Raw genomic sequence first — 15,448 nt, 5'->3', positions numbered from 1 at the left:
GTCAACAGGCCCAGCCCGGGGCAGTGCGCCGCCTGGTCCTCATGCCCCTCTCACCTGGCCTGGGGCAGGGTGCACGCATGACGACATCGACGACTTCTGACGGCCTTGCCGAGGCTTCGGAGCCTCGGCCGGGGCCGCACGCCCTCCTCGACCAGGCCGAGTTCGAGAAGGTGGTGGCCGAGGTGGTCGACACGCTGCCCGACGAGGTCGCCGGCCTGCTCGCGCAGGTCGCCCTGCTGGTGCAGGACGAGGAGGACGATGCCGGCGACCACCCTGGTCGTCGGTTGCTCGGGGTGTACCGGGGCATCCCCCGCACCCGGTACGGCGGTCGGCCGTCGGGGGTGCTGCCGGACACCATCACGCTGTACCGCCTGCCCATCCTGAGCGGCTGCGCCCGACGCGAGGACGTACCAGGTCGGGTTCGGACCGTGCTCCTGCACGAGGTCGGGCACGCGGTCGGCCTCAGCGAGCACCGCCTGCGCGAGCTCGGGGTGTTCTAGTGCATGGGCAGCTGATCCAGTCGCGTCCGACGGCGGGTGTGGCGGCAGGGGGCGAGGAACTGTCGTGCCCCTCACGCGGACGGCCCGGGGCAGACACGAGGCCGGCGCTCACGACCCCGCTGGTGCCGCTCGACCTCCTCCGGATGCTGATGCAGGCCCGCAAGGGCCTCGGCCCCGGGGAGACGCCGTGACCGGAATCATCGACACGATCCTGAACCTGCCCGGGCCCCTGGTCTACGTGGTGGCGGGCCTGCTGGTCTTCTTCGAGTCGGCGGCCTTCCTGGGGCTGGTGCTGCCGGGTGAGACGGCGTTGTTGCTCGCCGGGGTGATCGCCTCCCGGGGCAACGTCGACGTCGTCATGGTCGGCGTCATCGGCGTGGTGGCGGCCATCGCGGGCGACTCGGTCGGCTACGAGGTGGGCCGACGTCTGGGCCCGGGCGCGCGTCAGAGCCGCCTCGGTCGGTTGATCGGGACCGCCCGGTGGCAGCGGGCGGAGGGGTTCGTGACGGACCGGGGCGGGATGGCCGTCCTGCTGGGCCGGTGGGTGGGGGTGCTACGCGCGCTCGTGCCGGCCGTGGCCGGCATGACGGGCATGCCGTACCGCCGGTTCCTGCTGTGGAACGCGCTCGGCGGGGCCGTCTGGGCGGTGGTGATCGTCACGCTCGGCTACCTGGCCGGCAACCAGTTCCCGCGGGTCCTCGCGCTGCTGGGGCGGGCCAGCGGGGCTGCCCTGCTGCTGGTGGTGCTGCTCGTCGCCGGTGCGCTGCTCACCCGATGGGTCATCCGGCACCCCCGGTGGTGGACGGAGCTGACCGGTCGCCTCAGTTCCGCGACGGGAGGCGCGGCCCTCGTCCGGCCGCTCCGGGCACGGGTATGGAGGCTGTCGGTGCGAGCCGGTGACGTGCCGGCCTTCGCCGCGGTGGTCATGGTGACCGTCGCGGGGGTCTCGGCCCTGGCGGTGGCCTTCGCGCACCTGCTGGACAACGTGCTCGACGGCGACGGGGTGACCACCGTGGACCGACCGGTCCTCGCGTGGCTGGCCGCACGCCGGGACGACGAGTTCTCCCTGTTCATGGAAGCGGTCACCTGGCTGGGCGGGCCCGTCGGCCTGCCGCTGCTCGCCGGCGCCGCGGTGGGCACCCTCGCCGTCCGGACACGGAGCTGGGCGCCGCTCGCCCTCGGGGCGGTCACGGCGGCCGGGTCCGTCGCCATCACGTCGGCCGGCAAGTACGTGGTCGGGCGGAGCCGGCCGCCGCTGGACCTCGCGGTCGTCGACCAGGCGGGGTACGCGTTCCCCTCGGGCCACTCCCTGAACTCCCTCGCCCTGCTCGGGCTCGTCGGGGTGCTGCTTGCGCGCTCGGTCGTGACGTGGCGGTGGCGCGTGACCTGGGTCGCGGTCTGTGCCGGTCTCGTGCTGCTCATCGGCTTCAGCCGCCTCTACCTCGGCGTCCACTGGCTCACCGACGTCCTGGGGGCGTGGCTCCTGGCGGCGATGTGGCTGTCGCTCGTCCTCACGGGCTGGCGCTGGACCGGCCTTCGCGCTCGCGAGCACGCACCGCCCGGACCTCCCCCTGAGCCGAGTGCTCCGAGCGGCGGTGGCCGGGCTGACGCCGAGGGCGTCATGGTGGCACCGTGAACATGGTGGCGCAGTGCATGGGGGCACCGTGAACCTAGGTCTGCGCGGCCGGATGACCCTGCTGGTGACCTTGATGGTCTTCCTGCTCGCCGCCCTCGCCTACGCCTGTCTCGTCCTGGTGATCCCTCGGCTGCTGGACGCCGCGGTCGACGACGGGCTGCGGCAGCGCTCCGCCGACTTCGTGGCCGACGTAGGCGCCGGTGAGGCGGGTGTCGACCCGCTGACCCAGGTGCTCGGCGCGGACGGGCAGGTCGTCCAGGGGCCGCTGGAGATCCCGCTGCTCACGGCGGCGCAGGTGGCATCGGTCCCGCCGGAAGGGCTGCGGACGGAGGTCGACCTCGCCACCCTGGGTGGGGAGATCCGTGTGCTGGCTGTCCCCCTGACGGTCGACGGGCCCGACGGCCAGGGCACGGTGGTGGCCGTGGTGGGGTCGAGGCTGGCCGTCCTGGAGGCCTTGACGGTGCGGGTGGCCGACGTCCTGGCGGTGACGTCCGCGGTGGTGGTGCTGCTCAGCTCGGTGGGTGCGTGGTACCTGGTGGGGGCGGTGCTGCGACCTGTGTCGGCGATGACGGCCGCGGCGGCACGGATCGGGGCCCGTCCCGGGCCCGACCGCCTCCCGTTGCCGGGCACGGTCGACGAGGTCGGTCGGTTGGCGCAGACCTTCAACGACCTCCTGGCGCGCGTGGAGGCCGGCGTCGCCCGGGAGCGGGCCTTCGTCGACGACGCCTCCCACGAGCTGAGGACCCCGTTGACCGTCCTGCGGGGGGAGCTGGAGCTCGCCGCCGACGAGCCCGACCCGGCCCTGGCGCGCCAGGGCATGATCCACGCGCTGGGCGCGGTCGAGCGGCTCAGCCGCACGGCCGAGGACCTGCTGGTCCTGGCCCGTCTCGACGACGGCAGCGCCCACCGACCGGAGCTGCTCACCCTGGCCGACCTCGCCGTGCACCTGCGCGAGGCAGCCGCCGGCACCGGTGGGCTGACCGTCCGGGTGGTCGCGGACGGCGATGACGGAGCCCGGGGACAGGTGAGCAGGACCGAGCCGCCGGTGACGCGCGGGGTGGTCACGGTGCTCGCCGACCCGGTCGCGCTCGCTCGTGCGGTGTCCAACCTGCTGCGAAACGCGGCCATGGCCGGGGCGACCCGGGCCGACGTGAGCGTCACCGTGGCCGGGGCCGCTGCGGCGGGCAACGCGGTGGGCGAGCAGGGTCTGCTCCTGGAGGTGGCGGACGACGGCCCGGGTTTCCCGACGGAGTTCCTGCCCCACGCCTTCGAGCGCTTCGCCCAGCCCGCCCGCTCACGCGGGGGCAGCGGCAGCGGGCTGGGGCTGGCCATCGTCCAGGCGGTGGCCCGGAGCCACGGGGGGACGGCGATCGCCGACAACGACTCCCCGCTCGGCGGTGGCCGGGTGCAGGTCCGGCTGCCCGTGCGGTCGTCCCCGACACCGTGACAGGGGGTCGAGCCAGCCTTCTCCTCACCCCCGGGACGGCGGCCCGCCGGTCGACCGGGTCCGCGCTCGTGGCCGTCCTGGTGGTCGTGGGGCTCACCTGCCTCGTGGTCGTGCTCCGGCTGCCGCTGCTCGGCGCGCCGCTGAGCCCGGACGAGGGCGGCTTCCTGCTGCTCGGGTCGCAGTGGGGCCCGGGACGCTCGTTGTACGGCGACTACTGGGTGGACCGTCCCCCGCTGCTGATCGGGTTCTTCGCCCTGGCCGACCGGCTGGGCGGGGCGGTGGCCCTGCGGTCGTTGGGTCTGGTGGCGGTGGCCGCCGCCGTCCTCGGCGCGGCAGCCGTCGGGGCCCTCGCGAGCCCCGGTGCGTCGCGGGCGAGGGTCGCGGGCCTGTGCGCGCTCACGGCGGCGGTCTTCGTGTCCACCCCGCTGTTCGGCGGTGCCGAGGTCGACGGCGAGGTGGTGGCGATGCCGCTGGTCCTGGCCGGGGTCGCGCTGCTGCTGCTCGCCCTGCGTCGGGCGCCCGGCCCGGCGCGGACGACGGCCCTGCTGGGTGCGGGCGGGATCGGGGCGGCGGCCGTGCTCGTCAAGCAGAACGAGTGGGACGTCTTCGTGGTCCTCGGGGTCCTGCTCGTCAGCACCTGGCGCAGGTCGGGCCGCGACCGGATGCGGGCCAGGGACCTGCTCGTGGCTCTGGTGGGCGCGGCCGCGGTGGGCGCGCTCGTGGTCGGCGTCGCCGCGACGCTCGGGACGGGGCCCGCGGCGCTGTGGGACGCGGTGGTGACCTTCCGGCTCGACGCCTCGCGGGTGATCGGCCGCTCGGCGTCCCCGGCTGTCCCCCACCGGCTGCGGCTCCTGCTGCTGGCCCTCGTCGTCAGCGGCGCCCCGCTCGTCATCGCCCTGCTCGTCCGTCACCTGCGGCGGCCGGTGGTCGACGGGGCGATCGACGTGCGGGCGCCGGCGGCGGCCCTGCTGCTGTGGGAGCTGTTCGTCGTCCTCGCCGGCGGCTCCTACTGGCTGCACTACCTCCTCGTGCTGGTCCCCGGGCTCGTGCTGTCGGTCGCGGTCCTGGAGGTCGGGCGGAGAACGCCCGGGTCCGGCCGACGAGTCACTGCCGTCCCCGTCCTGGCCTGGGGCGCCGTCGCCTGCGTGGTCGCCCTGGGCTGGACCCTCGGGCACCCCGGCCCCGCGCGGGAGGCGGCCCCGGTCGTCGCCTGGCTCGGCTCCCACACCGAGGCGGGTGACGACGCCGTCATCGCCTACGGGCAGCCCGACATCCTCCAGGCCGCCGGGCTGGCCAGCCCCTACCCCGACATCTGGAGCCTCCCGGTCCGGGTCCACGACCCCCGCCTGCACGCTCTCGCCGCGCTCCTGGCCGGCGACCGGGCCCCGGACTGGGTGGTCGTCCCGGGCGGGGACCTCGAGACCTGGGGCGTCGACGCGACCGCGGGGACCGCGGCGCTGGACGCGAGGTACGTACGGGTGGCCGACGTCGACGGGTACGCGATCTACCAGCGCGACCCGACCGTCAGCACCCGCTGAACCAGCTGCCTCCGCGTGCCCACCGCACCATGAGGACGATCCTCGTCCTGCCGGGACATGACGGGCTCTTCGCAACCGAGGGTGTGGTGCCGTGACTGCCCGTCTCGCGGCCGGCGGGCAGCCTTCGGTCGGCCCTCCCTCAGATCCCCACCAGATGCCGCACCGCGGCCAAGCCGTCCGGGGTCCCCGGCCAGTGGCGTTCCAGCGCCTCAGGGCCGGCTGAGCGCACGACGGAACGCAGTACCAGCACGACCGCGATCGCGTCGTCGGCGTACCCCAGGACCGGGACGAGGTCCGGGACCAGATCGATGGGGGACGCAAGGTAGGCCAGCAGGAGAAGCAGCCTCACGCGCACGCCACGAGTAAGCGACCGGTCACCGGCCAGGCCTCTGACCAGACGGATGACGTCCGGCAGCAGCCGCAGAGCATCACGGAGCCCGGTCTGATCCGGTGTCGCCTTCCACAGCACGACCAGCAGAACCAGCCACAGCAGCAGCAGGCCCCCCAGCGCGGTCGTCAGCACGGGCCAGGTCAAGTCCCACCACGACTGCACAGCACACCATCGCACCGCCCTGAGCGTGTCGTGTCTGCAGCCGGGTGAGGCTGCGGTCTTCCTGGATGGGGCAGCGCGAGAACCCTCGTCCGCGGGAAGCCCAGACCTCTACCCGGGCACCCGCGCGCCGCCCCGCTGAACCATGAACTGAGAAGGCCCACGGGAGGACGGCGGTGGTCGCGACCGTAGGACGTGACGCGCAAGCACCCGGCCGAGGCCCTCGTCGGGCCGCGACCGGGTGCGCGTCGGGTGGTCGGGTCAGGGGGCGCTCACCGCCGCCTGGCGGGACTGCTGCCGGGTGAGGTAGGTGACCAGGGCGAGGATGACGAGCAGGAACACCCCGCTGGTGGCGACCGTGCCGAGGCCGAGCCCGCCGTCGGCGGGAGCCTGGGACAGCAGGTCGCCGATGGAGGCGCCGAGGGGGCGGGTCAGGACGTAGGCGGCCCAGAACGCGGGGATCGCGGCCAGCAGCTTCCGGTTGTAGGCCAGGGCGATGACGGCGATGGCCGCGGCGAACACGCCCAGGGCGACGGCGTAGCCGAGGGCCAGGCCCTCGGAGAGCAAGTCGCCGGCGGCGGTGCCGAGGGCGAAGGTGAACAGGATGGCGGCCCAGTAGAAGGCCTCACGGCGGGTGGTGTGGATGGTGTGGATGGACAGGGTCCGCTCCACCGCCCACCAGGTGGTGAACGTCGCGGCCAGGGCCAGCGCGAAGCCGACGGTGGTGACCCACAGGCTGACGCCGAGGCCGTCCACGAGGCCGTCGGTGATCAGGGTCCCGACGATGCTGATCAGGACCACCGCGACCCAGTACAGGCCAGGGCGGTACCGGCGGGCCCGGAACTGCGCGACGAGCACGCCCACGGTCAGGACGCTCATGATCAGGGTGGTTACGGTGAGGCCGAGGCCGAGGGTGACGGCGAGGAAGTCCGCGGCGGTCTCCCCGACGGTCGTCGCGAGGACCTTGATCACCCAGAAGGCGACCGTCACCTCGGGCACCTTGTTCAGCATCACGCGCAGGACGTCGCTGCGGGGTGCGGTGACGGCGCTCACGCGGACACCGCCTCGGGGGCGGAGGAGGAGCGGGTGCTCACGCGAGCCTCGCGGCCCACCGACGACCGCGAGGACGTGAGGAGGGCGGCGGCGGCGACGATCAGGAGGGCGGCCTCGACGACCATCGACGCGACCCCGATGGTCTCGCCCCAGTTGCCGATGTCCTCGGTCGCGTTCGGCAGGCCGACGCTGCGGCTGACGATGATGCCGAGCAGCGGTCCGGCGGCGACCCCGGCGGCGAGGAGCCAGCCGACGCGGTGGCGCCCGGTGAGCAGGAGCACGGCGCAGACGACCGCGGTGACCTCCAGGGCCCGGAAGCCCCAGCCGAGGTAGGCCGGGTCCTTCAGGCCCAGCAGGCCGCCCTGGTCAATGACGTGGATCCAGGCGATGGCAAGGGCCAGGGCGGCGCCGGCGGCGACACCGGTGCGGCGCAGGACGCTCACCCAGACGTCGTCCGGAGCGGGGGCGCTCGATGGGCTGTTGGTCATGTCGACTCCTCGGGGGTGCGGGGTCGGGTGCCCCGGTCATCGACGACTGTGGGGGACCGATCATGAGACGACGATGAGTGGCCCCCCGGGTGGTGGAGGAGTCCACCGTGCGGGCGTGTGCCCGGCGGTGCAGTCAGGAGGGCGGGTCGCCTCCGATGCTGAGACGGAACGAGGGGGACGGGCCCGTCCCGGAGACGGACAGGTGCATCCCCTCCGCCTCGGCCAGCCGGCGCGCGAGGGCCAGACCGATCCCGGCGCCTGTCGCGGAGGGGTGTCGCCGCGTGAAGGCCACCTCCGGGTCGATGGTCAGGGTCCCGTGGTCCTGCACGGTGACCACGGCGCCTCGGCCCACCGCCTCGACCGACACGACGACATCCCCCTCGCCGTGCTTGAGGGCGTTGTCGACGAGGACGTCGAGGATCTGTCTCACGGCGGCCTGGCTCCCGGCGACGTCCGGCAGGGGCGCCACGGCTGTGCGGAGGGTGCGGTGGACGACATCCGCGCGGGGCTGCCAGCGGCGGTCCAGGTCCGCAAGGACCTCTGCCAGGTGGAGCCGTCCGCGACGGGGCTGTTCGTCGCGGGCCAGCTCGACCAGGTCCGTGATGGTCTCCTGCAGACGGGTGACGTCCTGCAGGCACTCCTCGATCAGTGGCTCGTGGCGGGCTCCCGGGCCGAGCTGCTCGGTCTCCAGCCGGATGCGCAGGGAGGCCAGCGGGGTGCGGAGCTGGTGCGCGACGTCGGCGCTGAAGCCACGTTCCCGGGCGATGCTGCGGTTCAGCCGGGCGGAGGCGTCGACGAGGGCGCCGTGGACGACGTCGATCTCCGGCATGCCGCTGGTGGGCCGGGGGGCCACCTGCCCTCCGGAGCCGATGATCGAGGCGTCGTCGCGCAGCGAGGACAGCGGAGCGGTGAGGCGACGGCTGCGCCTCGTCGCGAGGACCCCGCAGAGGGCGAGGACCACGCCGGCGAGGGCCGCCATGGCCGCCCAGGCCCGGTGGGTCCGCGCGGAGACGTGGCTCTGCGGCAGGCCGGCCCGGACCGCCCCGACGACGGTCTCCTCCTGGCTCACGGGGACCACGACGACCAGCTGGTTCCGGTCCTGCTGGTCCGCGGCGCCCGTGAGGACGGCCAGGACCGGGGCGTCGGCGGTGGCCGGCCCGGCTCCCGTCAGCAGGCGACCGTCGCGCGTGTACAGGCCGAGCTCCACCCCGTCGCCGGCGCGGGGGAGCTCGGGGAGGTCCCCGTCGCGCTGGAACGTGCCCGGCACGGCGACCGCGGCCCGGGAGGCCTCGGCAAACAGGACCAGCAGCGCCTCGTCGCGGTAGAACGCCTGGGTGGCCACGGCCAGGGGGACCCCGAAGCCGGTCACGGCGAGGACGGCGACCAGCAGCATGGTGACGAGCAGCCGACGCCTCATGGGCCGGGTGGTGACGGCTGCTCGAAGCGGTACCCGACGCCTCGCACCGTGGTGATGGGGCTGTCGTGCGCGCCACCACCGCCCAGTCGCTGGCGCAGGGCGGCGACGTGGACGTCGAGGGTCTTGGTGGAGCCGACCCAGTTCTGGTCCCACACCTCGGCCATGGCGACCGGCCGGGTCACCACCCGACCGGCGTTGCGGATGAGGAGCAGGAGGAGGTCGAACTCCTTGGCGCGGAGCGCCACCTCCGAGCCGGCCACGAACACGCGCCGCGCAGCGGCCTGGACGGTGACGTCCCCCACCCTGACGTCCCCGAGGTCGGCGTCGCCCGTCTCACCGGCGTCCGTCTCACCGGCGTCGGGCCCGCCGCGGTGGGCAGAGGCCCGCGTGTGGACCCGGACGCGGGCCAGGAGCTCCGCGAGGCCGAAGGGCTTCACCAGGTAGTCGACCGCACCGGCGTCGAGTCCGACCACGACGTCGGTCTCGGTGCCTCGGGCCGTCAGGACGATCACGGGCAGCGTCGGGGCGCGGCGCCCGATGACCGCGCACACGTCCAGGCCGTCCATGTCGGGCAGGCCCAGGTCGAGCAGGACGAGGTCGACGTCGGTGAGCGGGTGGGCCAGGGCGTCGGCGCCGGTCGTGCACAGGCGGGGGCGGTACCCCTGCCCGGCCAGGGCCCGCACCAGGCTCGGCCCGATCCCGGGGTCGTCCTCGACCAGGAGGACCACGGGACCCTCGCCACTCGTCATGGTCGAGGGTAGGGCGCGCCGGGCACGGGCCGTGCCCGGCCCGAGTAGGGGTGACCGGGCACGGACCGCTCCGCTCAGTCGGCCGTCTCGGCGCCCCCGGCGTCCTTGGTCACCGTCAGGCTCTGGGGTGCGACCCCCGTCGCCGACACCATCACCTCGACGTCCATCGCGTTGGGCGAGGTGTAGTACAGGCCGTAGGCGTTGGCCGGGACGTGCCCGGCAGCCCCGGTGGTGTCCACGTCGACGACGGTGGCCTGGCCCGGGTCGACGGTGAGGTCGGACGGCAGGGCGGCGTAGTAGCTCTCCGCCGTGCCGTCCACCGTGTCGGTCACCGTGTAGAACAGCTCGACACCGGCAAGGGGGGTCTGGCCCGAGTTGCTCAGGGACACCTGGAGGTGGTCGTCCGCGGCGGCTCCGGTCACCGGGTCCACGTTGTTCTCCACGAGGACGGAGTCGACGACCAGTCCCGTACCGGTCGTGGTGGTGTCGATCGGGTTGACGTCGACGGGCAGGACCTGCCCCTGGGCGCTGGTCGTCGCGGCGGCCCCGGGGGAGGACCCGGTGGAGGCCGGGGACGCGTCGGCCGCGGCCCCGCACCCGGCTGCGGCCAGGACGACCAGCAGCCCGGCGAGGACGGGGGCGGCCCGACGGACGGCGCGCGAGTCACGGACGTTCGTAGGGGTGCTGCGCTGGCTGCGAGTGATGGTCATGATGTTCCTCCGGTGGGGGTGGTGGGCTGGGCCCTGAAGCTGAGCCACAGGGCGGTGGACAGTGCGACGGGGTAGGCGACCAGCCACGCGATGTCGTTGCGGGTCTCGACGAACAGCTGGGTGAGGCTCAGGGACCGGTAGCGCTCCTTGACGTCGGTCATCGCGAAGGCGAAGCGCTCGAAGTGCTTGGTGAAGGACGCCTCCTCGATGCCGGTCCGGACACGCTCGTACCCGCTCAGGTGGGCGAGGATGGTGACCTCGCCGTCGTGCCCCAGACCCAGCGCGGCGAAGAGGCCGCCGGGGACCTGGTTGTCGGCGTCGAGCGTGTCTCCGATCTGGGGGAGCACCAGCCCGACCAGCAGCCAGATCCCCAGAGCGACCATGAGCCCGTTGACGGGCACCCGTGCCCGGCTGGTGGCGACGGCTCCCAGGCAGTAGAAGACGAACAGGTAGACCACGGCCGCCAGGTAGGCGAGGACGAGCTTGGGGACCTGCACCCCACCGATCCAGTCGTGGCCGATCAGGCCGAGGCTGAGCACGGCGACCGTGGCGAGGCAGGTGACCAGGATGCTGATCAGGGCGAGGGCGCCGAGCGCGCTGCCGGTGGCGAGCTCGGCGGGGCTGACCGGCCGTGAGCGCAGGAGGGGCATGGTCCGTGCCGAGCGCTCGCGGGACACGCTCAGGTACCCCAGCGTGATCGCGACGACGGCGCCGACGATCTCGACGTACTCCAGGGCGCCGCGCAGCAGCGACAGCAGCGCCAGCGGGGAGGGAGCGACGCGCTGCACCCCGCCGGCGACGGCGGCGTCCCGGTAGGCCAGGTAGTCGGCCAGCTGGCCCGCGTACTGGGCCGAGGACACCAGGACCGACACGACCGTCATGCAGACCAGCACGACGAGCAGGACGACGAGGATGCGGCTGCGTAACGCCGCGCGCAGCTCGTGCGAGGCCACCGTCAGGACCCGGCCGACGCTAGTCATTGGAGACGCTCCTGGAGTAGTCGTGCCGGGTGACGAGGACGACCGTGAGAGCCGCCAGGGCGACCACGGCGAGCAGGACCGGGACGGTGCCGGCCACCACCGGCGTGAGGACCGCCCCGTCGGGGGTGGTCTGCAGGATGTGGGCGGCGACGCCCTTGTACTGCTCGGACAGCGACAGCGGGCGGAGGAGCCCGGTGGCGTGGAAGAACGCCGACGTGCCGGTGGCCGGTGCGCTGAGCGGGTTCAGCGACTCCACCGGGCGCAGCCCCGAGACGAGCTGGGGCACGGCGAACGTGACCACCAGCCAGGCCGCCAGTGCGGACAGCAGCGCCAGGGACCGGCTGCGGGTCAGCAGGACGGCGACCATCCCGACGAGGGCGAAGACCATGAGGTAGCACCACGACAGCAGGTAGAACGAGAGCAGCCGCAGCACCTCGTCCCCGCTCGGTGCCCCCCCGTGGACCACGACGAGCGCGAGCCCGCTCACCAGCAGGCTCGCCGCCAGGGCGGCGGCCAGGACGAGGGCCGTGCCGACGAGCCGTCCCGCGATGTAGTGCTGGCGGCGCACGCCGCGGCTGAACAGCAGGCGTCCCATGCCGCTCGCCTCGTCGTCGGCGAGGGTGAGGTGACCGACCACGACGGCCAGCAGCGCGCCGATCAGCGGTACGTAGATGGCCATGTTCGACAGCAGCGCGAGCGGAGGCTTGAGCGAGACCGGGTTGACGGGTGCCGGCTGACCAGTGCTCGCCAGGAGGAGGACCGCCTGGTCGTACACCCGGGCGATGGTGTTCTGGCTCGACCAGCCGATCACCCCCGCCAGGGCGGTGACCGCGACCAGCGTGCCCAGCAGGACCGAGAACGTGCGCTGCCGGCGTAGGGACACGACCTGCTGTGAGGTGATGGTGACGATGTCGCGGACGGCGGATCGGGGAGCGGGGGGCGCGACGCCGACGGTGGGTCGCGGCGGCAGGTGGACCGGCGTCCGGGTCATGCGGGGCTAGCCTCCATCCGGACGTAGATGTCCTCCAGCGACGCCTCGTCCGGGAAGAGCCGCAACGTCTCGGCGAGGGAGTCCTGGTAGATGAGCTCCCCGTGGTTGAGGACGCCGATGCTCGAGCAGACCCTCGCCACCTCGCTGAGCAGGTGGGTGTTCATGAAGACGGTGACCCCGAGGTCCTGGTTCAGGCGCAGGACCGTGTCGCGCAGCTGGCGTACCCCCACCGGGTCCAGGCCGGAGGTGGGCTCGTCCAGGAACAGCACGTCCGGGCGGTGCAGCACCGCCTGCGCGATGCCGATCCGCTGCCGCATCCCCGTGGAGAAGGACCCCACACGGAGGTCGGCGAGGTCGCGACAGCCCAGGTACGCGAGAGTCTCGTGGGCGGCGGAGCGTGCGTCCCGCACCCCGGACAGCTTCCCGAAGAAGACAAGGTTCTCCAGCGCGGTCATGTGACCGTAGAGGCGGACCTCGGCCGGCAGGTACCCGATGCGTGCGGTGACGGCGGCCCGTTCCCGGACCACGTCGTGCCCGAACACCGCCGCGGAGCCCGAGGTGGGCCGCAGGAGCGTGGTGAGGATGTTGATCGCAGTGGTCTTGCCGGCCCCGTTGTGCCCCAGGAAGCCGAAGATCTCACCCGGTGCGATGGTCAGGTCGATCCCCTTCAGGACCTCCACGTCGCCGTACCGGTGCCGAAGGGCGCGGAGCTCGATGGCCGGGACTGTCATGGTCTTCTCCTCGTGTCGGTGGGTGTCGTCGACGCTACGGAGGGCCCGGCCAGCGGCCGGGTCGAGGACGGTTAGCGGAAGGCAAGATCGTGGCCAGGTCTGTGTCGCGGGGGCGGCCGGTCGGCCGCTCGGTCCCAGCCCGCTCACACACACGCACTGGTCGGCCTTGGAACAGGGGCGTCAACCGGACGGCGGCCGTGCCGGGGACGGCACGCCCCCGGGCGGCGTCAGCAGGCCACCGTCTCCGGGTCTCACGGCGACGTCGGACCGCACTCACCGCGTTCTCACGTCCGGGCGGAGATGCTGGTCTTCGCCCTCGCCGGCTCCGACGCGGGCGTCCGTCGGCACCTTCGGAGGGTGACATGTACCGGTTATCACACAGCGGTGCGGGACTCGAGGTGGGTGTCGAGGGCGGGGGGAGGGGATCCGCCCCCGCCCGGCAAGGCGTCGCCGCCGTCATCTGGGGCACAGGCGCAGCCCTGCTCGGGCTCCTCTTGATCGCGACCGTGTCGTGGTCGTCGGTGCCGGCCTTGGTGACCGTCGGCCACGTGTCGGGGGGGCTCGTGATGTGCGCGGTGGCCGTGGCGACGCTGTCACGCGTCGTGCGGGGGTACCTGGGGGGGCTCGAGGAGCTCGTCCTGACCCTGGCGGGCCTGGTCACTGCAGCCGCAGTGGTCACCGTCACCCTGCTCAGCAGGACCATCGGACTGCCCGGGGGCTACCACCCGACCGGCTGGGGCTGGCCGACCGTTCTGACCCTCGTGCTGGCGGTGACGGTGCTGCTGGTCCACGTCCTCCGGCTCGCCCTCGCCTCAGGAGACGCCGAGTCGCGGGAGCGGTGAGCGAGCACCCCAGGCGCGATCGCCGCCGCCACCACGTCGGCCGACGGCGACGGCCCGCCCGCGCGGGCGACGGTGGCCGGCGTGGTGGTCGTGGCGTTGCTGATCCTGGGCGGGGTGGTCGCCTACCGGCGACAGGACGACCTCGGGCCAAGACGCAACGGGGGCGTGAGGGCCTTACCGGCGCCCGGGGCGCGCCCGGGCCAGCCGGCCGTTCCTTACGGTGCGTCGAGGCCCGCTTCGTGGGCGGCGAGGCGGGCGCGGTACGCCTCCCGCGCTTGCGTCGACGCGTGGTGCCCGGACAGGTCGTGCAGACCGGGCGGCACTTCGGTGTCGACGGTCGGGTGGACGTGGACGGTGACGCGGTCGAGGTTGGGTACTGCGTGCATGAGCTCGTGCTGGACGTGCTCGGCCAGCTCGTGGGCCTGGGGCAGGGTGAGGTCCGCGCTCACGCTGATCTCGGCGTCACCCTCCATGCGGTGCCCGGACCACCGGGCCCGGACCTCGCTGACCAGGTCGACCCCGGGGACGGCCTCGGCGGCGGCGCGCATCCGGTCGAGCACCGCCGGTTCGATGCCGTCCATCAGTCGGCGGACGATGATGACCAGGGAGTTGATGAGGATCCCGGCGATGGCGACGGCGATGAGGAGGCCGGCGACGGCGTCGGCCCGGGGAAAGCCGAGCCAGACGCCCAGGACCCCGAGGACGACGGCGATGGACGTGAAGCCGTCGGCGCGGGCGTGCTGGCCCTCGGCGATGAGCGCCGCCGACCCGATCCGGCGTCCGGTGCGGATCCGGTACACGGCCACGACCTCGTTGCCCAGGAACCCCACGAGGCCGGCGGCGAACACCCACCCCAGGTTGGTCAGCTCACGAGGGTTGACCAGGGCGTCGACCGACTCCCAGACGATCAGGACGATGGTGGCGATGATGACCACCGAGATGAAGAGCCCGACGAGGTCCTCGGCGCGTCGGTAGCCGTAGGGGTACTTCGCGGTCGGGGCCCGGCGGCCGAGCCGGAACGCGATGATCAGCGGGATCGTGGTGGCGGCGTGGCCGAGGCTGTGGATGGTGTCCGCGAGCAGGGCGATGGAGCCGGAGATCGCCACGATGAACACCTGGACGGCGGCCGTGGCCATCATCCCGGCCAGGCCGATCCACGCGGTCCGAATGCCGTCCCCGGCTGACTCCTCGGCGGTCTGGATGGCCTCGTTCGCGTCGTGGGCGTGCGGGACGACGGCGTGCTTCACCCGGGCCAGCCACGAGCTCCCATGGTCGTGGTCGGCGTCGTGGTCGTGCGGCTCGTGGTCGCTGTGGTCGCTGTGGTCGCTGTGGTCGTGCCCTGCCGCGTCGGGCGCGGGACGTCGGGTGGTCATCGCGTCGACTCCTCGAGGTCGTGGTCGGTCACTGCGGGGCGGGCCCCCTGGCCGTCGTGGTGCGGAGGCAGCCCCGGCCCGCCGTGCTCCGCGTGGCGGAACGCGTCGACCAGCAGCTGGGCGATGTGGTCGTTCTCGAGGCGGTAGTACACGAACGTCCCGTCCCGTCGCGTGCCCACGATCCGGGCCAGACGCAACCGGGCCAGGTGCTGGGAGACCGCGGGTGCCGGCTTGCCGACCCGCGCGGCGAGCTCGCCCACCGACAGCTCGGCGTCGAGCAGGGCCCAGAGCAGCTGCACCCGCGTCTCGTCGGCGAGCATGTGGAACGTGAGGACGGTCTCGGTGACCAGCTCGGGGGCGGGGGGCGGCCCAATGCTGCTGTCTGCGCGCATATGCAAGTCGTAGACCAGCGGCGTCGGGTGGCGCAAGCCCATGCCGCGCAC

16 protein-coding genes are annotated in these 15,448 nt (G+C 73.5%); 5 read left to right on the top strand and 11 right to left on the bottom strand.

Annotation, left to right across the window (positions count from 1 at the left end):
* The first annotated feature begins 77 nt into the window (after window positions 1-77).
* From SJY06_RS18470 to SJY06_RS18455, 4 genes are all read left to right on the top strand, one after another.
* Window positions 78-500: a metallopeptidase family protein gene (locus SJY06_RS18470; RefSeq protein WP_380168997.1), complete on the top strand. Its 423-nt coding sequence runs from the start codon at window positions 78-80 to the stop codon at window positions 498-500.
* A gap of 187 nt (window positions 501-687) precedes the next feature.
* Window positions 688-2,136, top strand: coding sequence for a bifunctional DedA family/phosphatase PAP2 family protein (locus tag SJY06_RS18465; protein ID WP_380168996.1), 1,449 nt, complete (start codon window positions 688-690; stop codon window positions 2,134-2,136).
* A gap of 28 nt (window positions 2,137-2,164) precedes the next feature.
* The gene (locus tag SJY06_RS18460; protein ID WP_380168995.1) at window positions 2,165-3,583 is read left to right on the top strand and encodes an ATP-binding protein; all 1,419 of its coding nucleotides are present in this window, start codon (window positions 2,165-2,167) and stop codon (window positions 3,581-3,583) included.
* Window positions 3,580-5,121, top strand: coding sequence for a hypothetical protein (locus SJY06_RS18455; RefSeq protein ID WP_380168994.1), 1,542 nt, complete (start codon window positions 3,580-3,582; stop codon window positions 5,119-5,121). The genes SJY06_RS18460 and SJY06_RS18455 overlap by 4 nt, the downstream gene beginning before the upstream one ends.
* Window positions 5,122-5,260: 139 nt before the next feature.
* Here the strand turns inward: SJY06_RS18455 and SJY06_RS18450 are convergent, their stop codons facing one another.
* From SJY06_RS18450 to SJY06_RS18410, 9 genes are all read right to left on the bottom strand, one after another.
* Window positions 5,261-5,644: a YkvA family protein gene (locus tag SJY06_RS18450; RefSeq protein WP_380168993.1), complete on the bottom strand. Its 384-nt coding sequence runs from the start codon at window positions 5,642-5,644 to the stop codon at window positions 5,261-5,263.
* Window positions 5,645-5,932: 288 nt separating this feature from the next.
* On the bottom strand, window positions 5,933-6,724 hold the full coding sequence (locus tag SJY06_RS18445; protein ID WP_380168992.1) for a hypothetical protein: 792 nt from the start codon (window positions 6,722-6,724) through the stop codon (window positions 5,933-5,935).
* Window positions 6,721-7,212, bottom strand: a complete 492-nt coding sequence (locus SJY06_RS18440) for a hypothetical protein (protein ID WP_380168991.1) — start codon at window positions 7,210-7,212, stop codon at window positions 6,721-6,723. Before SJY06_RS18440 ends, SJY06_RS18445 begins: the two co-directional genes overlap by 4 nt.
* Before the next feature lie 133 nt (window positions 7,213-7,345).
* Complete coding sequence (locus SJY06_RS18435) at window positions 7,346-8,629, bottom strand: sensor histidine kinase (RefSeq protein ID WP_380168990.1); 1,284 nt, start codon at window positions 8,627-8,629, stop codon at window positions 7,346-7,348.
* Window positions 8,626-9,378, bottom strand: coding sequence for a response regulator transcription factor (locus SJY06_RS18430; RefSeq protein WP_380168989.1), 753 nt, complete (start codon window positions 9,376-9,378; stop codon window positions 8,626-8,628). The genes SJY06_RS18435 and SJY06_RS18430 overlap by 4 nt, the downstream gene beginning before the upstream one ends.
* 74 nt (window positions 9,379-9,452) lie before the next feature.
* Complete coding sequence (locus SJY06_RS18425) at window positions 9,453-10,088, bottom strand: hypothetical protein (protein ID WP_380168988.1); 636 nt, start codon at window positions 10,086-10,088, stop codon at window positions 9,453-9,455.
* Window positions 10,085-11,068: an ABC transporter permease gene (locus SJY06_RS18420; RefSeq protein WP_380168987.1), complete on the bottom strand. Its 984-nt coding sequence runs from the start codon at window positions 11,066-11,068 to the stop codon at window positions 10,085-10,087. Before SJY06_RS18420 ends, SJY06_RS18425 begins: the two co-directional genes overlap by 4 nt.
* Complete coding sequence (locus SJY06_RS18415; RefSeq protein WP_380168986.1) at window positions 11,061-12,059, bottom strand: ABC transporter permease; 999 nt, start codon at window positions 12,057-12,059, stop codon at window positions 11,061-11,063. The genes SJY06_RS18420 and SJY06_RS18415 overlap by 8 nt, the downstream gene beginning before the upstream one ends.
* Window positions 12,056-12,790 (bottom strand): ABC transporter ATP-binding protein, encoded by a 735-nt coding sequence (locus SJY06_RS18410; protein ID WP_380168985.1) that lies wholly within the window; start codon window positions 12,788-12,790, stop codon window positions 12,056-12,058. The genes SJY06_RS18415 and SJY06_RS18410 overlap by 4 nt, the downstream gene beginning before the upstream one ends.
* Before the next feature lie 548 nt (window positions 12,791-13,338).
* Between SJY06_RS18410 and SJY06_RS18405 the strand changes: the two genes are divergently transcribed.
* Window positions 13,339-13,632 carry a hypothetical protein gene (locus SJY06_RS18405; RefSeq protein WP_380168984.1) on the top strand — a complete coding sequence of 98 codons (294 nt, stop codon included), beginning with the start codon at window positions 13,339-13,341 and terminating at the stop codon, window positions 13,630-13,632.
* A 215-nt stretch (window positions 13,633-13,847) separates the two neighbouring features.
* Here the strand turns inward: SJY06_RS18405 and SJY06_RS18400 are convergent, their stop codons facing one another.
* Entirely contained in the window at window positions 13,848-15,005 is a 1,158-nt protein-coding gene (locus SJY06_RS18400) for a cation diffusion facilitator family transporter (RefSeq protein WP_380168983.1), read from the bottom strand.
* Window positions 15,002-15,439 carry an ArsR/SmtB family transcription factor gene (locus tag SJY06_RS18395; protein ID WP_380168982.1) on the bottom strand — a complete coding sequence of 146 codons (438 nt, stop codon included), beginning with the start codon at window positions 15,437-15,439 and terminating at the stop codon, window positions 15,002-15,004. The genes SJY06_RS18400 and SJY06_RS18395 overlap by 4 nt, the downstream gene beginning before the upstream one ends.
* Window positions 15,440-15,448 lie beyond the last annotated feature (9 nt).

The sequence above is a fragment of the Jannaschia sp. R86511 genome, from assembly GCF_042466345.1.
Taxonomy (GTDB): domain Bacteria; phylum Actinomycetota; class Actinomycetes; order Actinomycetales; family JBBAYJ01; genus Aquipuribacter.
Note: the sequence above shows the minus strand (reverse complement) of the source record. Positions and strands in the feature narration are given on the sequence as shown.